Source organism: Martinezella dioscoreae (assembly GCF_009176305.1).
GTDB lineage: Bacteria > Pseudomonadota > Alphaproteobacteria > Rhizobiales > Rhizobiaceae > Rhizobium > Rhizobium dioscoreae.
Map to the genome: position 1 here is coordinate 1 of NZ_BLAJ01000005.1, position 22,698 is coordinate 22,698.

The following is a 22,698-nucleotide window of genomic DNA, read 5'->3' on the forward strand; positions in this document are numbered from 1 at the left end:
TTGCTTGTAGCCGGGGTGGGTTCAAGGATGAAGTGCGACTTGCGAATGATACCAATGGGTTGTCACTCGCAAGGAAGACGTGAGAGCATACCCGCCCCCACGTCGATGTGGATAACAGCGCTTATCCTTCAGCGTCGGCCCGATGCATCTCGGTAGCTTCCTCGCCATTATGGCTGGCTGAACTTCAATGGCCCGGCAGGCCCGTCATGCTTCCAAAGCCATGACGACGATCCAGGCTTGCCATCTGACACCCGGGATTTTCAGCAGCAGATTATCGATCCGCTCGCCGGTGCCCCGAACCGCGGCGCCGAACGGGCTCTTGCGAAACGGAATGGACGCGAGTGCAGCGAGCCCGAAGAATTCCAGATCGCACTTCGAGAAATATTTGCGCACGATCTCGAAATCCGATTTCAAAAGCGGATGCTCATCGACAGTACGAGCCTCTGGCGTCCGGTTGCGATAGAGATTGATCACGGGATTGTGGCCGAGCGGCTCGAAGAAGAAGGCTTTGCCGCCGGGTCGCAGCACGCGTCGGATCTCGCTCAGCGATTTATCCAGGACGAGGTGATGGAGGATGCCGCTGCCGAAAACGACGTCAAAGCTCGCTGACGGCAAATTCATATCCTCTGCATTATCGACCTGGAACGTCACGTTCTCGATTCCGCGGAGAGCCGCCGTGTTCGTGGCCTGCTGAATAGCGACATCCGAAATGTCGATCCCGGTAATCCACCTGGCGGAGTGTGCAAGACCAATGCTGCTCATGCCGTTTGAGCATCCGTATTCGAGCACGTCCTGTTCGGGACAGGCCGCCCTCACCAGCCGCCAATACGCATCCACGGCGGGCTTTACCGCGAAATAGAACGAGTCCTCCTTGCGCTCCTCCACTGCACCGAAGCGTTCATTATGAAAGTCGCGCTCACGCGCCAAACGTGCATCATACGTCATCCCGGTCCTCCCAACTTGACCTAATGCGTTGAAATGTTTGCGAAATCTATATTGCAAGGAGCATCAGACCGGTCGCGGCCCATGATGGATCCTTCATTTACGGAGAATACAAACTGAAACCAGATATCTCCGCCTACGCGAATTCGCAGTTCGGCGCTGTTTCCTACCAGAACATGATAAGCGCAGCGAACGAGCAACTTCCGCTGTAGACATAGGGCAGCCCGCCAGTTCGGCAATCACTACTTGATTATTCGCCACGAGAGAGCCCTCTCAGCGAGCAGTAGTCGGGATTTTCATCGCACGTTTGCACGAAGAAACCCGATCCCTGCCCTCCACGATAGGCACAATGTGGCAGGATCGGCTTCTCCGCGGAGCCACCCTCTTGGTGGCCGCCCAAAGATGAATGGCTGGCTGGATTCTGAAATCAGGCCGAACTCAGTTGGCAGAGCTTTGCTTGGGAGTTCCGGTCGACAGCGTGGCTGTTGTCGCCACAGGGGCCAGATACGTATCCAGAAGGCTTGCCATCTTGTTGTCGCGAATTTCAGCGGTCTTCTCACCCATCACCACGCCGACAACACGGCGGCCATTCTTCGTCGCCGAGGTCACGAGATTGTAGCCGGAGGCATCGGTATAGCCGGTCTTGATGCCGTCGGCTCCAGCGTAGCGATACATGAGGTTGTTGTGGCCGCGCAGCTTCATGCCACGGAACTTGATGCCGCGCATCGAGAAGAGCTTGAACTCCTCCGAGAAGTCACGCATCAGCGCTACGCCGAGGGTTGCCATGTCACGGGCCGTCGTGACCTGCTCCGGGTCCGGCAGGCCCGAAGGATTCTTGAACACCGTATTGCTCATGCCGAGCTGATGCGCCTTTGCAGTCATCATCTTGCCGAAATTATCCTCGGAACCGCCAAGCTGCTCGCCGATCACAACCGCTGCATCGTTGGCGGACAGCACGATGATGCCCTCGACAGCTTCGCGTACAGTGACCTTGCGGCCTGCGCCAATGGCGAATTTGAACGGTTCCTTGCTCTCGGCATTCTCCGACATGGTCAATTTCTGATCCCATTTCAGATGACCGGCATGCAGTGCTTCAAAAGCGAGATAGAGCGTCATCATCTTGGTGAGCGATGCCGGGAAATTCAGCTCGTTCTCGTTCGATGCCTCCAGCACCTGACCGCTATGAGCATCCACCACATAACTCGCCTGCCCGGCCTGCGCCAACGACGCTGCACCGAGGAGCGACGCGGTCGAAATTGCCGCGGCGAGCAGCATGGAGGTCTTCTTGAGCATGGTTTGTCTGCGTTTCCTGTGAGTGAAATCTGTGACGGGGCGCGGGCGATCGAAAGTGAATATTCGCCGCTTTTCGAAGGCGATGGATCGGGCAAATCTATGGCGGAAAAAAGAACGGCGCCATGAAAAAAAGGGTTATACGGCAATAACCCCCTGCTCTTTTCAATATTGGCTGGGCTGGATCACAAGCGGTTGATTGCGCCTGAATGAGTTACGATTTCGCGCCGCGAATAAGGATTATGCCGGCCTGATTGCAGCGATGAACGTGCCAAACACAGTGAGAATCGCGACGCTATTTAAGGCGTTCGGCCCGATGGCTCGCGCGCTTTGAGCGACTTGCCTCATCCCCAAAACCAGGACTTATTGACCTCGGCACGCGCTTCGGCGCGCGTCATGCCGATATCGCGAAGCTGATCGTCAGTAAGATCACGCAGGTCCCACCTCGTTTCACGCTTTTCGAGATAGACCAGAAACTTCGCCAGCGCTCTTCGCAAAATTCCACGCCTTCGCGGACCACGACCTGCGCCTGTCGCTATAGGCATCGGCCTATGGATGTCGGTGGTCATTTTCATGCTCCTCGGGGCTCGTATCAACATGACCTCAGAATGCACTGGCGTAAGCAATGAATGAAGCTTATGGTATTTATACAATCCATAAGGAATTCTTCTATTGCTCAATCTGGATCAACTGGCCGCCTTTGTCAGTGTCGTCGATCTCGGCAGTTTCACGGCTGCCGCCGATAAGGTCGGGCTGACGCAACCAGCCGTCAGCCTGCAGGTGAAGCTGCTGGAACAACGCCTCGGCGTGAAACTGATCGAGCGGGTGGGACGACGGGCGCAGCCCTCGCCGGCCGGACTTGATCTGCTGCCGCATGCGCGGCGCATCATCGAAGCCTGCTCTGTGGCGGAGGAGGCGATGACGCCCTTTCGTGAGGGATCGGTCGGCCGTGTGCGGATCGGCAGCGGCGGCACGGCATCAATTCATCTCTTGCCGCGCGCCATCGCCATGGCAAAGAAACGCATGCCTGATCTCGAGATCATCGTGCGCATTGGCAATATCGACGAGATTCTGGGGGATCTCGAAGCCAATGCGCTGGATCTCGCAGTGGTGGCCCTGCCCGCCGTCGGCCGTTCTCTCGAAGTCGAAGCATTCCATGAGGACGAGCTTTTGGCCGTCGCCCCCAAAGGGAGCCTAATGCCGGATGGCGGGCCGGATGTGGAATTCATGAAAGACAGGACTCTGTTGCTCTACGAAGGCGGCAACACACGCCGCGCGACAAACGAATGGTTCGAGGCAGGAGGCGTCCGCCCGGAACCGGCCATGGAGTTCGGTAGCGTCGAGGCCATCAAGGAGCTGGTCGCCGCGGGCCTCGGATGGTCCATCCTCCCGGACATGGCGCTGAGACGCGACAAGTCCGATCTTCTGGTGACGTCGCCGCTCAGGCCGAGACTGGTACGGCAGCTCGGGATAGTCCTGCGCCGGGACAAGCATCTCACCAAGGGCCTTCGCGAAATCATGAAATCGCTGCGTGAAATTCAGGCAATGGAACACGTGGTATGACTGCGGCGGGGCGCTCGTCGAACACCTAGCCGCGGCCAGATCGGTTATTGGAGCCGCTTGCGGCGCTCGATCTCCTCTTCGGACGGATTCGGCCCGACGAAGGAGCCGGTCTTTACCGGGCCATCCGGCTGATAGGTCGCAAAGATGACACCGTTAGAGGAAGACTGGGTGCGCAGCAGTTTCATTGCGGCAGGAACCGCTCCGCCGGCGAACAGCTTCTTGCCGCCGCCCAGCACGACCGGAAAGATCACCAGCTTGAATTCGTCGATCAGCCTGTGACGCAGCAGGGTCTGAATAAGGTCGCCACTGCCTTGAATGAGAAGGTCCGGTCCCCCGCCTGCTTTCAACTCCTTGATCGCCGCCACGACATCCTTGCCGAGTGACTGGCTTTTGTTCCATTTCAGCTCGGCATCCCCACGCGTTGCGACGTATTTGACAACGCTGTTGAATCGCTGGCCGATTGGATCGTCGTCGCCGACATAGGGCCAAAAAGCCGAGAAGATATCGTAGGTCTTGCGTCCGAGCAGCAGATCGAACGGCTTTTCGAACAGTTCGAAGAGCGCCTTACCAGTTTCCTCGTCGGCGTGAGGGAATACCCAGCCACCATACTCAAAACCGCCGGTCGGATCCTCGTCCGGACCGCCGGGTGCCTGCATGACGCCGTCGAGACTGATGAATGTTGCCGCTATGACTTTGCGCATGATATCCTCCTTTTCTGGCACGGTGCCCAGAGGACGTCTCATCGGTTTCGATCCCGACATGTCATCGATTATTTTTTAAACACGCAATCTAACGCTCGCGTTGGACTTGTGACCGATTGACTCTTGAACGCCGCCACGGAATCGGCAAAATTCATCCTATCAATATTTTCCTTGAGATACGAACCCGTCTGCGGGCCCGCCTCGTTTAATTATGCCTGGATAAAAGCGTGAGCAGCGATTCATCAAGAAGCGCCGCGAAGCCACTGGTTTCGCGTGCGCATGTCAATGCGGTCGGTTGGGGCCAGGGCCTGTCGACGATCGTCCGGATCACCCACATGACGCTGCGCCATCCCTGGCAGACAAGCTTCGCCATTGGGGCGACTTTTGTGGCTGCAACGTTGCAGCTGACGATTCCCCGCCTCTTGGGCCGTGCCGTCGATCAGACGCAGACGGCGGTTGCCGGCGGTGCCGCCGGCGAGATCGCGGAAAATGCGCTGCTGACGACTGCGTTGCTGCTGCTGGTTATCAGCATTCTGCGCGGCCTGTTCACGATGGTGCAGAACTACTATAGCGAAGCCGTCGGCCACCATATGGGCTATGAGCTTCGGCTCGCCTGCTATGAGAAGATCCAGCAGCTCTCCTTCAGCTTCCACGACAAGGCCCATTCTGGCGATCTCATCACAGTCGGCCTGCTCGATCTCGAAGGCGTGCGCATGTATTTCTCGACCGCGCTGGTGCGCATGGTGCTACTGACCATGCTGATCGGCGTCGGCGCCTATATGCTGCTGTCGACCGATGTCGCGCTCGGTCTCTTGGCCCTGAGCTTCGTGCCTTTCGTGGCGTGGCGCTCTTCCGTGACGCAGTTGCGGTTGCGTTCGACATGGCTCGATCTGCAGGAGCGCCTCTCGGTGCTGACGCGCGTGATGGAGGAAAATCTCGGTGGCATCCGCGTGGTGCGCGCCTTCGCCGCGCAGGCACACGAACTCATGAAGTTCGACCGGGCCTCGCACAATGCGCTTTCCCTTGCCCACAAGCGCGTCGGCATCCGCGTCATCAATACCAGCGCCATGAATCTCTCCTTCTTCGTGTCCATGGGTCTGGTGCTTTGGCTCGGCGGCCTGAAGGTCATCAATGGGGAGATCAGCGTCGGCACATTGGCCTCCTTCCTGACCTTCATGACCATCCTGCAGATGCCGGTGCGCCAGCTCGGCCTGATGGTGAATGCTTTCGCACGTGCCTCGACCTGCGGTTCGCGCCTGTTTGAGCTCCTCGATCTCGATATTCCCATCAAAGATGCGCCGGACGCCAAGCCGCTCGTCGTGACCGAAGGCACGCTCCGTTTTGAGAATGTCGACTTCAGCTATCCAGGTTCGGAAATGCGGCCGGTGCTGAAGAATATCTGTTTCGAGGCAAAGCGCGGGGAGACGGTCGGCATTGTTGGTCCGCCCGGCAGCGGCAAGTCCACCATTGCCCATCTCATTCCACGCTTTTACGACGTCACGGCCGGGCGGATCACGCTTGACGGCCAGGATATCCGCAAGGCGACGTTGCAATCGCTGCGGCAGAACGTTGCCGTCGTACAGCAGGATTCCTTCCTGTTCACGACCAGCATCGAGAACAACATCGCCTATGGCGACCCCTGGGCGAAGGAAACCCGCATAGAGCGCGCCGCAGAGTCGGCGCAGTTGCACAATTACATCCTCGGCCTGCCAGCCGGCTACACGACAATCGTTGGCGAGCGCGGCGTGTCGCTGTCCGGCGGGCAGCGTCAGCGCCTGACGATCGCCCGGACATTGATGCTGAAGCCGGCCGTGATGGTATTCGACGATTCCACCGCCGCGATTGACGCCGCGACGGAGCAGCGCATCCGCAGCGCTATGAAGCGTTTCGCCCGGGACCGAGTAACACTGATCGTCGCGCACAGGCTGAGTTCGCTGATGCATGCCGACCAGATCCTCTTCATCGAGGATGGCGCGATCGTCGAGCGCGGCACGCACGAGCAGCTCCTGGCCGCAGGTGGGCGGTACAAGGCGCTCTACGATCTGCAGGTTCGCCCTGAGGATGATGTCGTCAAGACGTCGGGCGGCACGCTCGAAAGGGCGAAAAGGGAGGTATGACAATGTCGGAAACCATCGAAACCGAGCGCAACGATGTGCGCGAGGATGGTCGTCGCCCTCCCCGTGCCGTGGTCGGGTCCCATCGCGTCGAAGAGGAGATATTCGGCAAGGTCTTCGACAGCAAGATCATCCGCCGCATCTGGGCCTTCGTCAGCCCCTATCGGCGGCAGATCTACATCTCCGTTGCGGCCGTTCTACTCTTCACCGCATCGCAAATCGTCATACCGCTCGTCATCCGCCATGCGATCGACAGTGCGATGGCGCCCGGAGCCATAGATTATTCTGCACTCTGGTTGTCTCTGGGAGTTTTCACGGCGGCCATCCTCGTCAATTACGGAGCAAGCTATGTGCAGGAAACCTATGTCGGCCAGGTCGCCGAGGAAGTGCTGTTCGACATTCGCCGGGCGATGTTTGCGCATCTGCAGCGCGTCTCGCTATCCTTCATGGACAAAACGGAAGTCGGTCGCCTGATGTCGCGCCTGCAGGGCGACGTTAATTCCATGCAGGAATTCCTTGAAACTTCAGTGCTTTCCGTCGGCGACATAGCCCTGCTCTTCGGCATCGTCATCGTCATGCTATCGCTGGATTTCCGGCTCGGCCTGCTAACGCTTTCCGTCATGCCGATCCTTTTCATCGTGCGGCTGTTCTGGCTGCCGAAGGCGCGTGTCGCCTTCATGAACGCGCATGAAACCAACTCCGTTACCAATGGTGCACTGGCGGAAGCGATCCATGGGGTGCGCGCCGTCCAGGGCATGCATCGGCAGAGCGTGAACTTCTCGCTTTTCGACGACAAGGCCCATGCGAACCTTCAGACGCACCTCACGGCGGCCCGCTATGCCCAGGTCATGGTGCCGATCGTCGACACGCTGACTGGCATGGCCATGGCGATCGTCATCATCGTCGGCGGCTCGATGGTGCTGAACCACAAGCTCGATGTCGGCATCATGGTCGCCTTCCTGTTCTACATTCAGCGCTTCTTCGACCCGATCCGTTCGCTGACCATGCAATATTCGGTCATGCAGCGCGCCATGGCGTCCGGCCAGCGGCTGACCGAGGTGCTCGACGTTCCAGTCGACATCAAGGATGCGCCCGATGCGATCGAGCTGTCGCCGGATATGGACGGCTCGGTGGAATTCCGCGATGTGATCTTCGGCTACAATCCGAAGCACCCTGTGCTGAAGAATGTCAGCTTTAGGGTCAACCCGGGAGAAACGGTGGCTCTGATCGGGCCGACGGGCTCGGGCAAGTCGAGCTCGATGGCGCTCATCCATCGCTTCTATGATGTGCAGCATGGTCAGGTATTGGTCGGCGGCCATGACGTGCGCTCCCTTACACAGGATTCGCTCGGACGCCAGATCGCCATGGTGCTACAGGAGCCGTTCCTCTTCACCGGCACGGTGCTGGAGAACATCCGCTACAACAAGACGGAGGCGACGCGCGAAGAGGTCATCGAGGCCGCTAAAGCGGTCGGCGCGCATGAGTTCATCATGCGCCTTCCGGATGGCTACGACTCCGTTCTCGGCGAGCGTGGCGGCGGTCTTTCACTCGGCCAGCGCCAGCTCGTCAGCTTCGCCCGTGCCCTTGTTGCCGACGCCAAGATCCTCGTGCTCGACGAAGCGACGGCGAATATCGACAGCTACACCGAAATGCTGATCCAGAAAGCGTTGGTGAAGCTGCTCGAAGGCCGCACCGGTCTCGTCATCGCCCATCGTCTGGCCACCATCCGCGAGGCGGACCGCATTATCGTGCTTCAAAACGGGCAGTTGCTTGAGAGCGGCAACCACAATCAGCTGATGGCGAACGGCAAGCTTTACTCGAAGCTCTATAACCTCAATTATGCGTCCTTCGACGATATTCCGGAGGAGGAAGTCTCCGCTTCGGTACCGGTGGAGTCGCGAACCTAAAGCAATTCCCGGAAAAGTGCGTAGCGATTTTCGTGAAGAATTGCGTGGAAACAATGAGGTAGAGCAGTTCAAAGACTCCATGAAGAGCTGAACTGCTCCAGACATGCCACACAAGACTGTGAGGACATAATCAATAATGGCCGACAGTATTCTGGTTCTCTACGGTTCCTACCGCTCGGATCGCGTCGGCATCCGGCTCGCGAATTTTATCGTAGCAGGCCTGATTGAGCGTGGAAACGACGTGGAGCTCATCGACGCAAAAGCTGTCGGCCTGCCGATGCTCGATCGAATGTATAAGGAATATCCCAAAGGATCTGCTCCTCCGGCAATGGAGAGGCTTGCCGCAAAAATTCGAGGCGCCGATGCCTTCGTTTTCGTCACCGGCGAATACAATTGGGGTATGCAGCCCGGCCTGAAGAACCTGACCGATCATTATCTGGAAGAATGGTTCTGGCGCCCGGCGGCGATTGCCAGCTACTCCGGCGGCCGCCTCTCCGGCGCACATGCGGCGCCTGCCTGGCATGGCACTCTTTCAGAGATGGGAATGGTCGTCATCTCAAGCACGCTTGCCGTCGCCAACATATCGGCAGCATTGGACGCTGACGGCAAACCCACCGGGAGCGGAGGGGATGCCCTTGCGAAAGCGTTTCCCCGTTTTGCCGACGATCTCGCCTGGTGGACCGAGGCGGCAAAACACCAGCGTGCCCGTAAGGCGCCTCCGTACTGAAAACCCGCGGCCTGGCCACAGCTAGGCGCATTTCGCTCATTCCCATCTAGCCTCGCGCTCCAGCAGATTGAGTTCCTGCTTCGAGCAAATCTAGCTTCGCGATAGTAACTTGCATCATGATAGTTACTCATGCTATCTGCCTCGCCCATGCAGAGAACCAGCTTCAGCAATTTCAAATGCCCCGCCGCCCGTGCGCTTGAAAGCGTAGGCGACTGGTGGAGCATCCTGATCCTGCGTGATGCGCTGCAGGGATTGCGCCGGTTCGACGAATTCCAGAAAAATCTCGGCGTTGCACCGAACATCCTGACGCGGCGCCTCAAGCATCTCACAGACGAAGGTCTGTTCGAGCGGCGACTCTATCAAGAGCGGCCGCCGCGCTACGAATATGTGCTGACCGAGAAGGGCCGGGATTTCTTCCCCGTGCTGATGGCGCTCTTCACCTGGGGCAATCGGCACTTGCCTACCGAAGAAGTCGCAATGCGCCTCGTCGACGCCAATACCGGTGAGGATCGCGACCCGCTTCTCATCGACCGCGTCACCGGCCGCGCCTTTCAGCCCGAAGACACGATGCTCGTGCCCGGTCCTGCGGCCGATGACACCGTTCATGAACGCATAGCCCAGATGAAAGCATGGTTTCTGGGCTTCGACGCCTGACATAATAGGAGCAAGACATGGATCATATCGTCGTCACCGGCATGGGGCTGGTTTCTCCCCTGGGCGTGGGTGTGAATGCAAGCTGGAAACGGCTGGTCGAGGGCCGCTCCGGCCTCCGACAGCTGCCTGAGGAGATGGTCGGCGATCTCTCGGCCAAGGTCGGCGGCGTCGTTCCCGATATCGCTCAAGATCCAGAGGCTGGCTTCGATGCCGATCGCTATGTGCCGGTCAAAGACCAGAAGAAGATGGATCGCTTCATCCTGTTCGCCATGGCTGCAGCCGAAGAAGCGATTCTCCAATCGGGCTGGCAACCGACGGATATCTACGCTCTGGAGCGGACTGCGACGGTGATCGCATCGGGCGTCGGTGGCTTTCCCGCCATCGCTGATGCGGTTCGCACGGCGGAAACGAAAGGCGTGCGGCGTTTGTCACCCTTCACCATCCCCTCCTTCCTCGTCAACCTCGCCGCTGGCCAGGTGAGTATCCGCTATGGCTTCAAGGGGCCGCTCGGTGCGCCAGTCACCGCCTGTGCGGCCAGCGTGCAGGCGATCGGCGATGCCGCGCGGCTGATCCGCTCCGGAGAGGCCGATGTCGCCATCTGCGGCGGTGCCGAAGCCTGCATCGACAAAGTGAGCCTTGGCGGCTTCGCTGCAGCGCGTGCTCTCTCGACCGGCTTCAGCAACCGTCCGGAAGAAGCCTCCCGCCCCTTCGACAGCGGGCGTGACGGCTTCGTCATGGGTGAAGGTGCCGGCATGCTTGTCATCGAGACCCTGGAGCATGCCCTTGCGCGTGGCGCCACGCCGCTGGCCGAGCTTGTCGGTTATGGCACTGCCGCCGATGCCTATCACATGACGGCAGGGCCGGAAGATGGCGATGGTGCGCGCCGGGCCATGCTTGCAGCACTTTCCCAGGCTCGCATTTCGCCGTCCGAGGTCAAGCATCTGAATGCGCATGCGACATCGACCCAGGTCGGCGACCGAGGCGAGATGGAAGCCATCAAAACCGTCTTCGGCCGCGACGGCGCGATCGCCGTCAGTGGCACGAAAGCCGCGACCGGCCATCTTTTGGGTGCGGCCGGCGGCATGGAAGCGATCTTCACGATTATGGCTCTGCGAGACCAGATAGCGCCGCCGACCCGTAATCTACAGGATCCGGATCCGGCGGCGGAAGGCATCGACATCGTCGGTGGCGCCGCGCGACCGATGGCCATGGACTATGCGATCTCCAATGGTTTCGGCTTTGGCGGCGTCAACGCCAGCGCCCTCTTCCGCCGCTGGCAGTAATCGCTTCTGCTTGAGATCAAAGCGCGCTAAGCTCTTCTCACATGGCTGAGGATGCACATGCGCGCTTTTTCTTTCGCCGTTTTTCTCTGCTGCTTTGCCTTTATGCCGGTCGCTTACGCGGAAGATCCGGTGCAAACGGCACAGAGCCTCATTGAGCAACAAATCGAGGCTTTTCTGCAGGATGATGCGGCGACCGCCTATTCCTTCGCCGCACCCGGCATCAAGGCGCTCTTCCCGGATAAGGACAGCTTCTTCGCCATGGTGAGGAAGAACTATCTGCCGGTCTACCATCCGGGCAACTACGCCTTCGGCAAGAGCCGAGCGATCGACAACGGTGCCGTCGTCTATCAGGAGGTGCTGATCACCGGCACCGATGACAAGGACTGGACAGCGATCTATCAGATAACCCGCCAGCCCGACGGCAGCTATAAGATCAACGGCGTGCAAATTCTTGCCAAAACGGCGAGCGAGGGCATCTGAGGCATATTGCTCGCCCCCAAACGCAAACAGCGCGTCTCAAAGGAGAGACGCGCTGTCATAGGGCTTGGGCCGGATCTTATTAACCGCGAATTCTAAGCGGATTTCCTGCAGACGTATTGCCGTCGAATTCCGGCCGTGGCTGCGGAATGACGACCGTTGAAGCCGGCATAGGCGTATTCGTGTACGTGGTCTCGCCGTTCGGAAGTGGTCCTGAAATTGCCATGTCCGTAGGCGCGGGCGTCGGGATCGGAACTGCAGTTGGGATAACGATGGCGCTCTGCGGCATGGTCACCATCGGGTTCGAGACCGGCGTAAATGCCGCAACGGCAGACGTCGTGGACGCCGGCTGCGTTTCCGGCAGGACGAACGGAGATTGCGGCGCGCCCTGCGTGGGCACATAATTCATCGCAACCTCGTAAGCCGGAAGCGGCGCAGGCGTCTGCAACTCGCCATCGCGACCACGCTTCTCATAGAACGCGTTGCCGCCGGCATAAGCGACGTAGTGCATATTATCGTACGGGAATCTCAGGCCCTCAGTATGAAAGAACATGGCGTCCTTTACTTGAGGATGCCGTTCGCCGCGCAAGATCTTCGAGGCGGCGACTTCAAGATCGGGCTTCGCCTGATCCTTGACTTCCCTGGTCATCACGCCTGGCGCGAACTGCTTTTCCTGGGCAACGACGCCGCAGATCGTGGGCGGATAGGCCCCGGAGGTCAGCCTGTTCATCACGACCGTACCGACTGCCATGTAACCACTCGGGTCGGACCGCTCCGATTCGAAGTACATTGCACGTTCGAGACAGTCCTTGTCCTTCATCGTGTAATTATAGGTAACCTTCGCGCCACGAATGGGCTTGGTGGTATTGCTGGGGGTAGCTGTTGTCTTCTGCGTCGTCGTGCAGCTGGTAGCGGCTAGGCCGACAACCAATAGTCCCGAAAGACATGCCCCGAATTTGCGTTGCGCCCTCAACGGCAAGTGCCTCCTATTTTCGGTAGTACAGCCCTTATCGATTAAGAGAATGCGTTTTAGCCGGATTTTTTCAAAATTCCAAGCAGCCACGCAATCAAATCAGCCAATGACGTTTTTCAAAGGCGGATGGACCGTTTATTCCGATTCGCTATTTTTCCCAATGCTTTATTGTCGTCGAGCTCACTTTGAAACATGGCCGGAAACGGAAATTGCCCAAGGCAAGCCCGTTCCAGCCGACTCAAAATGATGTTTGTTAAGGATAGCAATCAATCGATAATAAATGATTTACCAACAGAGCAAGCTCCATGCGCCAGCCGACCTCGACGAGGATTCGCCCCGGCGCGAAACAATAAAACGACCAATTGCCACGTATGGCCGAAGGTGGTTTCCAGATCTCGCAGCCGCTCGATTTCGCCCGTTCGAACAACAGATCGACGGCTTCTCGAGAGGGCTGCATGAAGCCGATATGATAGGTATTGCAACCGACGGAAACGCCATCGGCGCCGCCGAACTTCTCGACAGGCCGACTGATGACAAGTTCAAGCCCGGCATCATCGCGAAGGATGGCAAGGCCATTTGCGCCCCGCGTTTCCACCTCCGTCAGGCCAAAAACGGAAATAAAGAAATCCCGCGTCGCGGCGACATCGGGAACATGCAGATCCAGGTGGTTCAGTCTCATGACAGCTCCAAAAGGCTTTCCCGCGGAGACATGTCGGTCGATCCGGCCCACGCCAACGCGGGACACTCGACCACAATGGTCAAGTTCCGCGTCGCGGGCTCTCATCGCCAGTGGCAAGGAGCAGTGCTTCCAGACTGGAAGGGGTTGGGCCTACCGAAACCAACCCTGCCTTTTTCGACAGGCTTCTGTTAGCGCGAAATCGCCAGAGGAGCAAGATCGCGTGGCGCATCCTCAGCGTAGCTGGATCACGCCGGTTCGAGATCGCCCCTCGCCCAGTTCTCCATCGTTTCAGCCATGAAATCGGCAAAGCGGCCTTCGGCGATCGACTGGCGGATGCCCTGCATCAGTTCCTGATAGTAGGCAAGATTGTGCCAGGAGAGCAGCATGCCGCCGAGCGCCTCGTTGGCGCGCACGAGGTGATGCAGGTAGGCGCGGGAATAATCGCGCGAGGCCGGGCAGCTCGACTGCTCATCGAGCGGGCGCATGTCTTCGGCATGGCGGGCATTGCGGATATTGACCTTGCCGCGACGGGTAAAGGCCAGTCCGTGACGGCCCGAGCGGGTCGGCATTACGCAATCGAACATATCGACGCCGCGAGCGACGGATTTGAGGATGTCGTCCGGTGTGCCGACGCCCATCAGGTAGCGCGGCTTTTCCGCCGGCAGCTCGGGAAGCGTGATCTCAAGCATGCGCAGCATGACTTCCTGCGGCTCGCCGACGGCAAGGCCACCGACCGCATAGCCCTTCAGATCCATGCCGCTCAGCGCCTGAGCCGAGCGGACGCGAAGCTCGGGAACGTCGCCGCCCTGGACGATACCGAACATCGCCTTGCCGGGCTGGTTGCCGAAGGCGACCTTGCAGCGCTCCGCCCAGCGCAGCGACATTTCCATGGCGCGCTCGATCTCTTTCGGCGTTGCCGGCAAGGCGACGCATTCGTCGAGCTGCATCTGGATATCGGAATCGAGCAGGCCCTGGATCTCGATCGACCGCTCGGGCGACATATGATGCAGGCTGCCGTCGACATGCGACTTGAAGGTAACGCCCTGCTCATCCAGCTTGCGCAGACCGGAGAGCGACATCACCTGGAAACCGCCGGAATCGGTGAGGATCGGATGCGGCCAGCGGATCAGCTCGTGCAAGCCGCCAAGGCGGGCGACGCGCTCGGCTGTCGGACGCAGCATCAGATGATAGGTATTGCCGAGAATGATATCGGCGCCGCTTTCGCGCACCTGGTCGAGATACATCGCCTTGACGGTGCCGACCGTGCCGACGGGCATGAATGCCGGCGTGCGGATCGTGCCGCGCGGCATGGAAACTTCGCCGAGGCGCGCGCCGCCGTCGGTCTTCTTCAATTGAAACTGAAAGCTCTCGCTCATCTCGTCCTAGTCTTTCCGGTAGAGCAGGCTGCCATCGCCATAGGAATAGAAGCGATAGCCCGTCTCGATAGCATGTGTATAGGCCGCGCGCATCGTATCGAGGCCGGCAAAGGCCGATACGAGCATGAACAAGGTCGAGCGCGGCAGGTGGAAATTGGTCATCAGCATGTCGACGGCTTTGAAGCGATAGCCGGGCGTGATGAATATGCCGGTGGCGCCTTGCCAAGGCTGGATGGTTCCATCGTCGGCGGTGGCGCTTTCGATCAGTCGCAGCGAGGTGGTGCCGACACAGACGATGCGCCCGCCCCGCGCCTTGACGGCGTTAAGCTTCCCAGCGGTAGCGGCATCCACATAGCCGATCTCGAAATGCATCTTATGATCGTCGGTATCGTCCGCCTTGACAGGCAGAAAGGTGCCGGCTCCGACATGAAGCGTCACGAAATGCCGCTCGACATCGATGGCGTCGAGTGCGGCAAACAGGGACGGCGTGAAATGGAGGCCGGCGGTCGGTGCGGCGACGGCGCCCTCTTCGCGCGCATAGATCGTCTGGTAATCGGCGCGATCGCGCTCATCTTCCGGGCGCTTCGCTGCGATATAGGGTGGCAGCGGAATATGCCCGACCGCGGCGATCGCCTCGTCCAGCGCTGGACCGGACAGATCGAACCGCAGGGTAATCTCGCCGCCCTCGCCCTTCTCGTCGACGGTCGCATCGAGCGAGCCGAGCGCGCAGACATTCTCGCCATGACCGAACTGGATGCGGTCACCGATCTTGATACGTTTTCCGGGCTTTGCAAAAGCCTTCCAGCGATCGGGCGCGGCGCGCATATGCAAGGTGGCCGAGACCTGCTGGCCAGGCGCGCCTTCGCGATGACGAATGCCTTCCAGCTGCGCCGGTATCACCTTTGTATCGTTGAAGACCATGGCATCGCCGGGGCGCAGGAAAGATGGCAGATCCCGCACCTTATGGTCGCTCAGCGTGTTGGCACCATCGTTTGGATCGACGACGAGCAGGCGCGCGCTATCGCGCGGCTCGGCGGGCCTGAGCGCGATACGCTCCTCCGGCAGATCGAAATCGAAAAGGTCAACACGCATTCAATTGATCCAGGCAGTTCATTCAGGCAAAGCGAAACCCGCCCCTCACGCTAGCGGCGCAAGAGGCGGGTTTCAGGAATAATCACGATCAGACGTCGGCGGCAACCCGCGCGGATACGATCGAATCCGGATCCTTTACCGGCTCACCGCGCTTGATCTGGTCGACGAATTCCATGCCGGAGATGACCTGACCCCAGACGGAGTACTGCTTGTTCAGCCACGGAGCGTCCGTAAAGCAGATGAAGAACTGCGAGTTGGCCGAGTTCGGGTTCTGCGAACGGGCCATCGAGCACGTTCCGCGAACGTGCGGCGTTGCGGAGAATTCAGCCTTCAGGTCGGGCTTGGACGAACCACCGGTGCCGGCACGAGCGGTGTTGCCGCCAACCTTGCCATGCTCGACATCACCGGTCTGAGCCATGAAGCCATCGATGACGCGATGGAAGACGACGCCATCATACGCCTTTTCGCGCGCAAGTTCCTTGATGCGGGCGACATGCTCGGGAGCAACCTGCGGCAGAAGCTGAATGACAACCTGGCCCTTGGTGGTTTCCAGGATGAGGGTGTTTTCTGGATCCTTGATCTCAGCCATGTTCGTTTCCTTGTTCTCTCTGTTTGCGCACGATCGTAACCAGATCATGCAGCTTGGCCTTGGCGCGATCTCATCCAAAAGCCGCGCCGCGCGCCTTTTGGAATCACGCCCGTGAAATCACTTCTTGGTGACAGTAACCTTGATCATCTTGTCGGGGTTGGTCACTTCGCCGTTCTGGCCTTCGCCGCGCTTGATCTTGTCGACGAGCTCCATGCCCGAGATGACCTTGCCGACGACCGTGTACTGGCCGTTCAGGAAATCGCCATTGGCGAACATGATGAAGAACTGCGAATTGGCAGAATTCGGGTCCTGGGCGCGCGCCATGCCGACGGTGCCGCGCGTGAACGGAACCTTGGAGAATTCTGCCGGAAGGTTCGGCAGATCGGAACCGCCGGTGCCGGCCTTGTTCGGATCATACCCCTTGGAGGCATTGCCGTACTGGACGTCGCCCGTCTGGGCCATGAAGCCATCGATGACGCGATGGAAGACGACGTTGTCGTAGGCGCCCTTCTTCGCCAGCGCTTCGATCTGCGCGACATGCTTCGGAGCAACTTCCGGCATCAACTGGATGACCACCGGGCCGTCCTTGAGCTGGATGGTCAAAAGATCTGCGGCTGCGGCCGAGAACGCGCTGCCTGCGAAGGCGGCAAGGCTCAGGAATCCTGCCAATGCAATATGAAAGAGTTTCATGGATGCTCCGTTCGGGATTGTATTTCGGCTCAGCTGTTGCCGCTGGCCTTATTTTTGAGTTTGCCGTTCAGCGCTTCCAGAACCGCTGAGGGCACGAAGGCGCTGACATCGCCACCCATGGATGCGATCTGCCGCACCAATGTGGCGGTTATAGGCCGAGAGGCCGTACCGGCTGGCAGAAACAGCGTCTGGATATCCGGCGCCATCTGCCTGTTCATGCCAGCCATCTGCATTTCATAATCGAGATCGGTGCCATCGCGCAGGCCACGCACCAGCAAGGTCGCGCCATGGGCGCGGGCGGCATCGACGACCAGATTGTCGAAAGCGACAACGGAAATATCGCCCGCCTTTTGCGGCAGAGCCTCACCGAGCGATCTGCGGATGAGCTCCGCCCGCTCCTCGAAGGAGAAAAGCGGCTTCTTGCCGGGGTGAATGCCAATCGCGACGATCACCTTGGCGGCGACGTTCAACGCCTGCACGAGGACATCCAGATGTCCGTTGGTCATCGGGTCGAAGGACCCAGGATAGAAGGCTGTCGTCATTACCAAGCCGGCTCGTTGTTTCGACGCCTTTTGTCATGGATGAGGCCATATCGCAAGTGATTTGCAACCCAGCGGCCGCCTCTGAACTGCAGATGAACGCGCCGTTCAAGCCAGTTTCAGCTCGACAATGCTTTACTGACATCAACATCGAAACGGGCCTGCTTCAATGGCTCGCCGATCTCGATTTCAGGGACATCATGCCATGCTCGTCTTCATCATCGCAGGCGCCATCATCGGTTCATTTTTCGTCGAATACCTCGTTCATCTTTTCGCCGACAATTATGAGATCGAATGGGATTCCGCCTCGGAAAGCGGCAAGGACATCGATTTTGCCCAAGAAATCGCCACTGCTATGCGCAGGACGCATCGCGAATCTGAACGCCAGATGAACAAGGCATTCAAGGTCGCTTCAGACGCGCATTGCTAGATAGCTCTCAATATCGGCGGAACCATTTGGGAAACGCCGCGTTAACAGTCCGAAACTCAGATCGCATATTGCGGCAAGAAGGAAGAAGAGTATGCCCGACAAGATCACCCTCATTAACGTTGTTTGGATGGCCATGATTTCGGGAATGCTCGCAGCAACCGTTGCGCTTTACGATCAGAAACCCGACCAGTCGAAGATCTACGGTCCCTTTGCTTCGGCTCGTCCCTTCGTTGCCTCGAGCCAGTACTAAGGGATCTGAACGCTAGTCCCACCAAAGGAGGGAGCGATCATGTTCACAATTTTGACGCTGCTTACACTTTTCATCAGCATCATGTTTGTCGTGTCAGTCGCATCCACCATTTCGGCGCTTCATCGCGAAAGCGAAGAGAGCAAGAGGCTGCATAAGCGTCACAAGACGCTCTGATCTCCGCGTACCGAGCATCTCTCCCCGCCATATGCTCGGATGGACCCTGAACCGGACGCTTTCCCCGCCAGCGTCCGGTTTTTTATTGCCATTATGGTCCCGGCGCTTTCCCTTCAGGCCGTGCCGCCAAGACGCAAAAGCATGATTTTGCAAGAGGCGCGCCAGCCTCTTCAATCATGCTATGGTGATCGCGGTTCATCGAGGGATCAAGATGCGCATTGTTCTGACAGGCAGCTCCGGGCGACTTGGCCGGGCGATCTTTAATGCGCTGGCGCCAAGCCATTGGGTGATCGGCATCGATCGTTCACCGTTTTCGACGACGCATCTCCTCGGAGATTTTACCGATGCGGCGTTGCTGCGCCAGGCGCTGACGGGTGCGAATGCAGTCATCCATTGCGCGGCCCTGCATGCCCCTCATGTCGGCGCGGTTTCCGACGATGAATTTCGCCGCATCAATGTGGACGGAACACGGCAGCTTGCGGAAGCGGCACTGGCTGCCGGCGTTAAGAGACTGGTGTTTACCAGCACGACCGCCCTTTATGGTCGCGCCGTTGCTCCCGGTCATTGCACATGGGTCGATGAAGACACCGTACCGCAGCCGAAAAGCATCTATCACCGCACGAAACTGGAAGCGGAGCAGATCCTTAAAGGGATGACTGGCCCGGATTTGCAGGTCCGCGTTTTACGCATGTCTCGAAGTTTTCCAGAAACAGCCAATGTAATGGCTGTTCATCGCCTGCATCGCGGTGTCGATATCCGCGATGTCGCGGATGCCCATGTCGCGGCGCTGACGAATGGCGGCAAAGATTTTCAACGACATATTGTTTCCGCCGGCACGTTGTTCAAACCGGAAGATTGCGAGGCGCTCGCGGTGGACGCCGCCTCCATCATCCAGCTGCGCGCGCCCGGCCTTGCCGCCAAATTTGCACAGCGAAACTGGTCGCTGCCTGACAGAATTGATCGCATCTACGCATCGAAATCTGCGGGCGCGGTCCTCGGCTGGCATTTCCGCTTTGGCTATGATGAGGTTTTCGCGCAGCTGGATCGGGAGAGCCTCGAGGTTCTGCCGCCTTTTTCGCAAAACTACGAACGCCCGGAATAACGGGTTGGGAAATGGCCGCCAGATCCGGGCAGGCCATGCTCCAAATGACAATCGCATGAGCCTGCTGCCAAGCTCATGCGATTGAAAACCTTCAGCTTCCAGATGGCCGATCGAGCAACCGCTGGTCTCTTCGAGCGGGCACAGCGAAGACTATTCTTCGCTGCCACCCTCGCTACCGGCATCTCCTGCTTCACCGGCAGCAGCATCGTCTTCGGCTGCCGAAGCATCGTCCTCATCGCCTTCCGGCTCGCTGATACGCTCGACGGATACGACCTTCTCGTCCTTGGCTGTCGAGAAGATGGTGACGCCCTTGGTGGCGCGGCTGGCGATGCGGATGCCGCCGACGGGGACGCGGATCAGCTGACCGCCATCCGAGACAAGCATGATCTGATCGCCGTCCTCGACCGGGAAGGCAGCAACAAGCTCGCCGATCTCGCCCGTCTTCGACGTGTCGGTGGCGCGAATACCCTTGCCGCCGCGACCGGAGATACGGAAATCGTAGGAAGACGAACGCTTGCCGAAACCCTTCTCCGAAACGGTCAGAACAAACTGCTCAAGCGCCTTGAGCTCCTCGTAGCGCTCATCGCTGAGCTGTCCCTCTTCGGTGACTTCTTCGCCGACCAGCGCAATCTCCTCGTCATCGCCCGTTGCGGAGCGGCGCTCGCTGACGGAGCGTTTGAGATAGGCCGCGCGCTCCCACGGCTCGGCATCCACGTGGCGGACGATCGTCATCGAGATGATGCGATCGCCGGATGCAAGGCTGATGCCGCGAACGCCGATGGAGTTGCGGCCGGCAAAGACGCGCACATCCGAAACCGAGAAGCGGATGCACTGGCCGAGCGCCGTCGTCATAAGCACGTCGTCGTGTTCAGTGCAGGTCTCGACGGAGAGGATTTCATCACCCTCTTCCTCGAGCTTCATGGCGATTTTGCCGTTGCGATTGACCTGCACGAAATCCGACAGCTTGTTGCGGCGCACGGTTCCGCGCGTCGTCGTGAACATGACGTCGAGATTGTCCCAGCTGTCTTCATCTTCCGGCAGAGGCATGATCGTGGTGATGCGTTCGCCGGGTTCCAACGGCAGCATGTTGATCAGTGCCTTGCCGCGCGATGTCGGCGTGCCGATCGGCAGACGCCAGACCTTTTCCTTGTAGACGATACCGCGGGACGAGAAGAACAGGACCGGCGTATGCGTATTGAGAACGAATAGCCGGGTAACGAAATCCTCGTCGCGGGTGGTCATTCCGGAGCGGCCCTTGCCGCCGCGGCGCTGCGCACGATAGGTGGTCAGCGGCACGCGCTTGATGTAGCCGAGATGGGAAACGGTGACGACCATGTCCTCGCGGGCGATCAGATCCTCGTCGTCCATCTCGAGGCCGCCATCGACGATCTCGGTGCGGCGCGGCGTCCCAAATTCGTCGCGAACCGCGGCAAGCTCTTCTTTTACAATGGTTTGGATGCGGGCGCGCGACGAGAGAATATCAAGGTAGTCCTTGATCTCGGCGCCGATCTGATTGAGTTCCTCATCGATCTCGTCACGGCCGAGAGCGGTTAGGCGCGCCAGACGCAGCTCGAGAATGGCGCGCGCCTGCTCTTCCGAGAGGTTGTAGGTGCCGTCCTCGTTGATGCGATGACGGGGGTCATCAATTAGCCGGATAAGCGATTCGACGTCCGCTGCATTCCAGCGGCGCGTCATCAGCTCTTCACGGGCCGATTGCGGATCGGGCGCTTGCCGAATGACGCGGATGACTTCGTCGATATTAGCGACGGCAATGGCCAGACCGACCAAGACGTGGGCGCGATCGCGCGCCTTGCGTAGCAGATACTTGGTGCGGCGGCTGATGACTTCCTCACGGAACGCCACGAAAGCGCGCAGCATGTCCATCAGGTTCATCTGCTCCGGCTTGCCGCCGTTCAGCGCCACCATGTTGCAGCCGAAGGAGGTCTGCAACGGCGTATAGCGATAAAGCTGGTTCAGGATGACGTCGGCATTGGCGTCGCGCTTCAGCTCGACGACAACGCGATAGCCCTGGCGGTCGGATTCGTCGCGCAGATCCGAGATGCCTTCGATGCGCTTCTCGCGCACGAGTTCGGCCATCTTCTCGATCATCGATGCCTTGTTCACCTGGTAGGGAATCTCGGTGATGATGATCTGCTCGCGATCGCCACGCATCGGCTCGATAGTCGCGACACCGCGCATGACAACCGAGCCGCGCCCCGTCTCATAGGCGGAGCGGATGCCGGCGCGGCCGAGAATTTTCGCACCGGTCGGGAAATCCGGACCGGGGATGATCTCCATCATCTCCGGCAGCTCGATTGCCGGATTATCGATCAGCGCGATACAGCCATTGATGACTTCGGAGAGGTTGTGCGGCGGAATGTTCGTCGCCATGCCGACGGCGATGCCGCCCGAGCCGTTGACCAGCAGGTTCGGGAAGCGTGCCGGCAGAACCTTCGGCTCTTCCGTCGTCGCATCGTAATTTTCCTGGAAATCGACCGTTTCCTTGTCGATATCCTCAAGAAGTTCGTGTGCGACCTTCGTCAGGCGCGATTCCGTATAACGCATCGCCGCCGGCGGATCGCCGTCGATCGAGCCGAAATTGCCCTGCCCGTCGATGAGCGGCACGCGCATCGACCAGTCCTGCGCCATGCGGACCAAGGCGTCGTAGATCGAGGCGTCGCCGTGCGGGTGGTAGCTACCCATAACGTCAGCGACGGGACGGGCCGACTTCACATATTTGCGGTTCCAGTGATAGCCGCTCTGATGCGCCGCATAAAGGATGCGCCGATGAACGGGCTTCAGACCATCACGGACGTCGGGAAGCGCGCGGCTGACGATCACGCTCATGGCGTAATCGAGATAGGACCGCTGCATTTCCTCCATGATGGAAATCGGCTCGATGCCTGGCGGGAGCTTCCCGCCGCCGGGTGGTGTTTGCTCAGTCAAAACAGATCACGATCTCTTTTAGAATCACTGCGAAATTTATAGCCGAAAGGCCTGGCGAGCGCCAATTTGGGCCGGTGTTTTTGAACAGGTTTTGCCCCTTTAAGCCATGGAATCGAACATTTCCATGGCGAAATCCATCGACGCGGATGCATGGCCCTTTGCGAAAGCCCATTCCTCGCATAACAATGCTCGCTAACAAC

23 protein-coding genes are annotated in these 22,698 nt (G+C 59.1%); 11 read left to right on the forward strand and 12 right to left on the reverse strand.

Annotated features, from left to right (window positions below; genetic code table 11):
* Positions 1 to 204 precede the first annotated feature (204 nt).
* The 3 genes from GDN47_RS20815 to GDN47_RS20825 form a co-directional block, all read right to left on the reverse strand.
* Positions 205 to 945, reverse strand: a complete 741-nt coding sequence (locus tag GDN47_RS20815; RefSeq protein ID WP_152094166.1) for a class I SAM-dependent methyltransferase — start codon at positions 943 to 945, stop codon at positions 205 to 207.
* 435 nt (positions 946 to 1,380) lie between these two features.
* Entirely contained in the window at positions 1,381 to 2,235 is an 855-nt protein-coding gene (locus GDN47_RS20820; RefSeq protein ID WP_152094167.1) for a D-alanyl-D-alanine carboxypeptidase family protein, read from the reverse strand.
* A gap of 341 nt (positions 2,236 to 2,576) precedes the next feature.
* Positions 2,577 to 2,801: a DUF1127 domain-containing protein gene (locus GDN47_RS20825; RefSeq protein WP_152094168.1), complete on the reverse strand. Its 225-nt coding sequence runs from the start codon at positions 2,799 to 2,801 to the stop codon at positions 2,577 to 2,579.
* A 103-nt stretch (positions 2,802 to 2,904) separates the two neighbouring features.
* Between GDN47_RS20825 and GDN47_RS20830 the strand changes: the two genes are divergently transcribed.
* The gene (locus tag GDN47_RS20830; protein ID WP_152094169.1) at positions 2,905 to 3,795 is read left to right on the forward strand and encodes a LysR family transcriptional regulator; all 891 of its coding nucleotides are present in this window, start codon (positions 2,905 to 2,907) and stop codon (positions 3,793 to 3,795) included.
* Between the two features lie 44 nt (positions 3,796 to 3,839).
* Here the strand turns inward: GDN47_RS20830 and GDN47_RS20835 are convergent, their stop codons facing one another.
* Positions 3,840 to 4,496: a dihydrofolate reductase family protein gene (locus tag GDN47_RS20835; RefSeq protein WP_152094170.1), complete on the reverse strand. Its 657-nt coding sequence runs from the start codon at positions 4,494 to 4,496 to the stop codon at positions 3,840 to 3,842.
* A gap of 227 nt (positions 4,497 to 4,723) precedes the next feature.
* On the opposite strand from GDN47_RS20835, the gene GDN47_RS20840 reads away from it, so the two are divergent.
* The 6 genes from GDN47_RS20840 to GDN47_RS20865 all read left to right on the forward strand — a co-directional run bounded on the left by GDN47_RS20840 (position 4,724) and on the right by GDN47_RS20865 (position 11,661).
* Complete coding sequence (locus tag GDN47_RS20840) at positions 4,724 to 6,613, forward strand: ABC transporter ATP-binding protein (protein ID WP_152094171.1); 1,890 nt, start codon at positions 4,724 to 4,726, stop codon at positions 6,611 to 6,613.
* Positions 6,614 to 6,615: 2 nt separating this feature from the next.
* Positions 6,616 to 8,517 (forward strand): ABC transporter ATP-binding protein, encoded by a 1,902-nt coding sequence (locus GDN47_RS20845; protein ID WP_113333787.1) that lies wholly within the window; start codon positions 6,616 to 6,618, stop codon positions 8,515 to 8,517.
* 136 nt (positions 8,518 to 8,653) lie between these two features.
* The gene (locus GDN47_RS20850) at positions 8,654 to 9,244 is read left to right on the forward strand and encodes an NADPH-dependent FMN reductase (protein WP_113333786.1); all 591 of its coding nucleotides are present in this window, start codon (positions 8,654 to 8,656) and stop codon (positions 9,242 to 9,244) included.
* 147 nt (positions 9,245 to 9,391) lie between these two features.
* Entirely contained in the window at positions 9,392 to 9,898 is a 507-nt protein-coding gene (locus GDN47_RS20855) for a winged helix-turn-helix transcriptional regulator (RefSeq protein ID WP_113333804.1), read from the forward strand.
* Positions 9,899 to 9,915: 17 nt separating this feature from the next.
* A complete protein-coding gene (gene fabF / locus GDN47_RS20860) occupies positions 9,916 to 11,181 on the forward strand; it encodes a beta-ketoacyl-ACP synthase II (RefSeq protein WP_113333785.1) in 1,266 nt (421 codons plus the stop codon).
* Positions 11,182 to 11,238: 57 nt separating this feature from the next.
* On the forward strand, positions 11,239 to 11,661 hold the full coding sequence (locus GDN47_RS20865) for a DUF4864 domain-containing protein (RefSeq protein WP_113333784.1): 423 nt from the start codon (positions 11,239 to 11,241) through the stop codon (positions 11,659 to 11,661).
* A gap of 79 nt (positions 11,662 to 11,740) precedes the next feature.
* Here GDN47_RS20865 and GDN47_RS20870 read toward each other — a convergent pair whose 3' ends face one another.
* The 7 genes from GDN47_RS20870 to coaD form a co-directional block, all read right to left on the reverse strand.
* On the reverse strand, positions 11,741 to 12,631 hold the full coding sequence (locus GDN47_RS20870) for a cell wall hydrolase (RefSeq protein WP_113352536.1): 891 nt from the start codon (positions 12,629 to 12,631) through the stop codon (positions 11,741 to 11,743).
* A gap of 253 nt (positions 12,632 to 12,884) precedes the next feature.
* Entirely contained in the window at positions 12,885 to 13,310 is a 426-nt protein-coding gene (locus GDN47_RS20875; RefSeq protein ID WP_152094172.1) for a VOC family protein, read from the reverse strand.
* A gap of 245 nt (positions 13,311 to 13,555) precedes the next feature.
* The gene (gene tgt / locus GDN47_RS20880; RefSeq protein WP_152094173.1) at positions 13,556 to 14,686 is read right to left on the reverse strand and encodes a tRNA guanosine(34) transglycosylase Tgt; all 1,131 of its coding nucleotides are present in this window, start codon (positions 14,684 to 14,686) and stop codon (positions 13,556 to 13,558) included.
* Positions 14,687 to 14,692: 6 nt separating this feature from the next.
* Positions 14,693 to 15,778: a tRNA preQ1(34) S-adenosylmethionine ribosyltransferase-isomerase QueA gene (queA, locus tag GDN47_RS20885; RefSeq protein ID WP_152094174.1), complete on the reverse strand. Its 1,086-nt coding sequence runs from the start codon at positions 15,776 to 15,778 to the stop codon at positions 14,693 to 14,695.
* 88 nt (positions 15,779 to 15,866) lie between these two features.
* A complete protein-coding gene (locus GDN47_RS20890; protein ID WP_113333779.1) occupies positions 15,867 to 16,367 on the reverse strand; it encodes a peptidylprolyl isomerase in 501 nt (166 codons plus the stop codon).
* Positions 16,368 to 16,484: 117 nt separating this feature from the next.
* On the reverse strand, positions 16,485 to 17,057 hold the full coding sequence (locus GDN47_RS20895) for a peptidylprolyl isomerase (protein WP_145320085.1): 573 nt from the start codon (positions 17,055 to 17,057) through the stop codon (positions 16,485 to 16,487).
* A gap of 29 nt (positions 17,058 to 17,086) precedes the next feature.
* Complete coding sequence (gene coaD / locus GDN47_RS20900) at positions 17,087 to 17,599, reverse strand: pantetheine-phosphate adenylyltransferase (RefSeq protein WP_015339888.1); 513 nt, start codon at positions 17,597 to 17,599, stop codon at positions 17,087 to 17,089.
* Between the two features lie 202 nt (positions 17,600 to 17,801).
* Between coaD and GDN47_RS20905 the strand changes: the two genes are divergently transcribed.
* The 4 genes from GDN47_RS20905 to GDN47_RS20910 all read left to right on the forward strand — a co-directional run bounded on the left by GDN47_RS20905 (position 17,802) and on the right by GDN47_RS20910 (position 19,552).
* Positions 17,802 to 18,026 (forward strand): hypothetical protein, encoded by a 225-nt coding sequence (locus tag GDN47_RS20905; protein ID WP_233788709.1) that lies wholly within the window; start codon positions 17,802 to 17,804, stop codon positions 18,024 to 18,026.
* 91 nt (positions 18,027 to 18,117) lie between these two features.
* Positions 18,118 to 18,276, forward strand: a complete 159-nt coding sequence (locus GDN47_RS32095; protein ID WP_015339886.1) for a hypothetical protein — start codon at positions 18,118 to 18,120, stop codon at positions 18,274 to 18,276.
* A gap of 39 nt (positions 18,277 to 18,315) precedes the next feature.
* Positions 18,316 to 18,450 (forward strand): hypothetical protein, encoded by a 135-nt coding sequence (locus GDN47_RS32610; RefSeq protein WP_257713997.1) that lies wholly within the window; start codon positions 18,316 to 18,318, stop codon positions 18,448 to 18,450.
* 211 nt (positions 18,451 to 18,661) lie between these two features.
* Positions 18,662 to 19,552 carry an NAD-dependent epimerase/dehydratase family protein gene (locus GDN47_RS20910; protein ID WP_152094175.1) on the forward strand — a complete coding sequence of 297 codons (891 nt, stop codon included), beginning with the start codon at positions 18,662 to 18,664 and terminating at the stop codon, positions 19,550 to 19,552.
* A 150-nt stretch (positions 19,553 to 19,702) separates the two neighbouring features.
* Here the strand turns inward: GDN47_RS20910 and gyrA are convergent, their stop codons facing one another.
* Positions 19,703 to 22,498, reverse strand: coding sequence for a DNA gyrase subunit A (gene gyrA / locus GDN47_RS20915; RefSeq protein ID WP_152094176.1), 2,796 nt, complete (start codon positions 22,496 to 22,498; stop codon positions 19,703 to 19,705).
* Positions 22,499 to 22,698 lie beyond the last annotated feature (200 nt).

Bases quoted from the DNA above. Each gene is read 5' to 3' on its own strand.
- GDN47_RS20815 (WP_152094166.1), bottom strand. From the start codon at position 945: ATGACGTATGATGCACGTTTGGCGCGTGAGCGCGACTTTCATAATGAA.
- GDN47_RS20820 (WP_152094167.1), bottom strand. From the start codon at position 2,235: ATGCTCAAGAAGACCTCCATGCTGCTCGCCGCGGCAATTTCGACCGCG.
- GDN47_RS20825 (WP_152094168.1), bottom strand. From the start codon at position 2,801: ATGACCACCGACATCCATAGGCCGATGCCTATAGCGACAGGCGCAGGT.
- GDN47_RS20835 (WP_152094170.1), bottom strand. From the start codon at position 4,496: ATGCGCAAAGTCATAGCGGCAACATTCATCAGTCTCGACGGCGTCATG.
- GDN47_RS20845 (WP_113333787.1), top strand. From the start codon at position 6,616: ATGTCGGAAACCATCGAAACCGAGCGCAACGATGTGCGCGAGGATGGT.
- GDN47_RS20850 (WP_113333786.1), top strand. From the start codon at position 8,654: ATGGCCGACAGTATTCTGGTTCTCTACGGTTCCTACCGCTCGGATCGC.
- GDN47_RS20855 (WP_113333804.1), top strand. From the start codon at position 9,392: ATGCAGAGAACCAGCTTCAGCAATTTCAAATGCCCCGCCGCCCGTGCG.
- fabF (WP_113333785.1), top strand. From the start codon at position 9,916: ATGGATCATATCGTCGTCACCGGCATGGGGCTGGTTTCTCCCCTGGGC.
- GDN47_RS20865 (WP_113333784.1), top strand. From the start codon at position 11,239: ATGCGCGCTTTTTCTTTCGCCGTTTTTCTCTGCTGCTTTGCCTTTATG.
- GDN47_RS20875 (WP_152094172.1), bottom strand. From the start codon at position 13,310: ATGAGACTGAACCACCTGGATCTGCATGTTCCCGATGTCGCCGCGACG.
- tgt (WP_152094173.1), bottom strand. From the start codon at position 14,686: ATGAGCGAGAGCTTTCAGTTTCAATTGAAGAAGACCGACGGCGGCGCG.
- queA (WP_152094174.1), bottom strand. From the start codon at position 15,778: ATGCGTGTTGACCTTTTCGATTTCGATCTGCCGGAGGAGCGTATCGCG.
- GDN47_RS20890 (WP_113333779.1), bottom strand. From the start codon at position 16,367: ATGGCTGAGATCAAGGATCCAGAAAACACCCTCATCCTGGAAACCACC.
- GDN47_RS20895 (WP_145320085.1), bottom strand. From the start codon at position 17,057: ATGAAACTCTTTCATATTGCATTGGCAGGATTCCTGAGCCTTGCCGCC.
- coaD (WP_015339888.1), bottom strand. From the start codon at position 17,599: ATGACGACAGCCTTCTATCCTGGGTCCTTCGACCCGATGACCAACGGA.
- GDN47_RS20905 (WP_233788709.1), top strand. From the start codon at position 17,802: ATGCTCGTCTTCATCATCGCAGGCGCCATCATCGGTTCATTTTTCGTC.
- GDN47_RS32095 (WP_015339886.1), top strand. From the start codon at position 18,118: ATGCCCGACAAGATCACCCTCATTAACGTTGTTTGGATGGCCATGATT.
- GDN47_RS32610 (WP_257713997.1), top strand. From the start codon at position 18,316: ATGTTCACAATTTTGACGCTGCTTACACTTTTCATCAGCATCATGTTT.
- GDN47_RS20910 (WP_152094175.1), top strand. From the start codon at position 18,662: ATGCGCATTGTTCTGACAGGCAGCTCCGGGCGACTTGGCCGGGCGATC.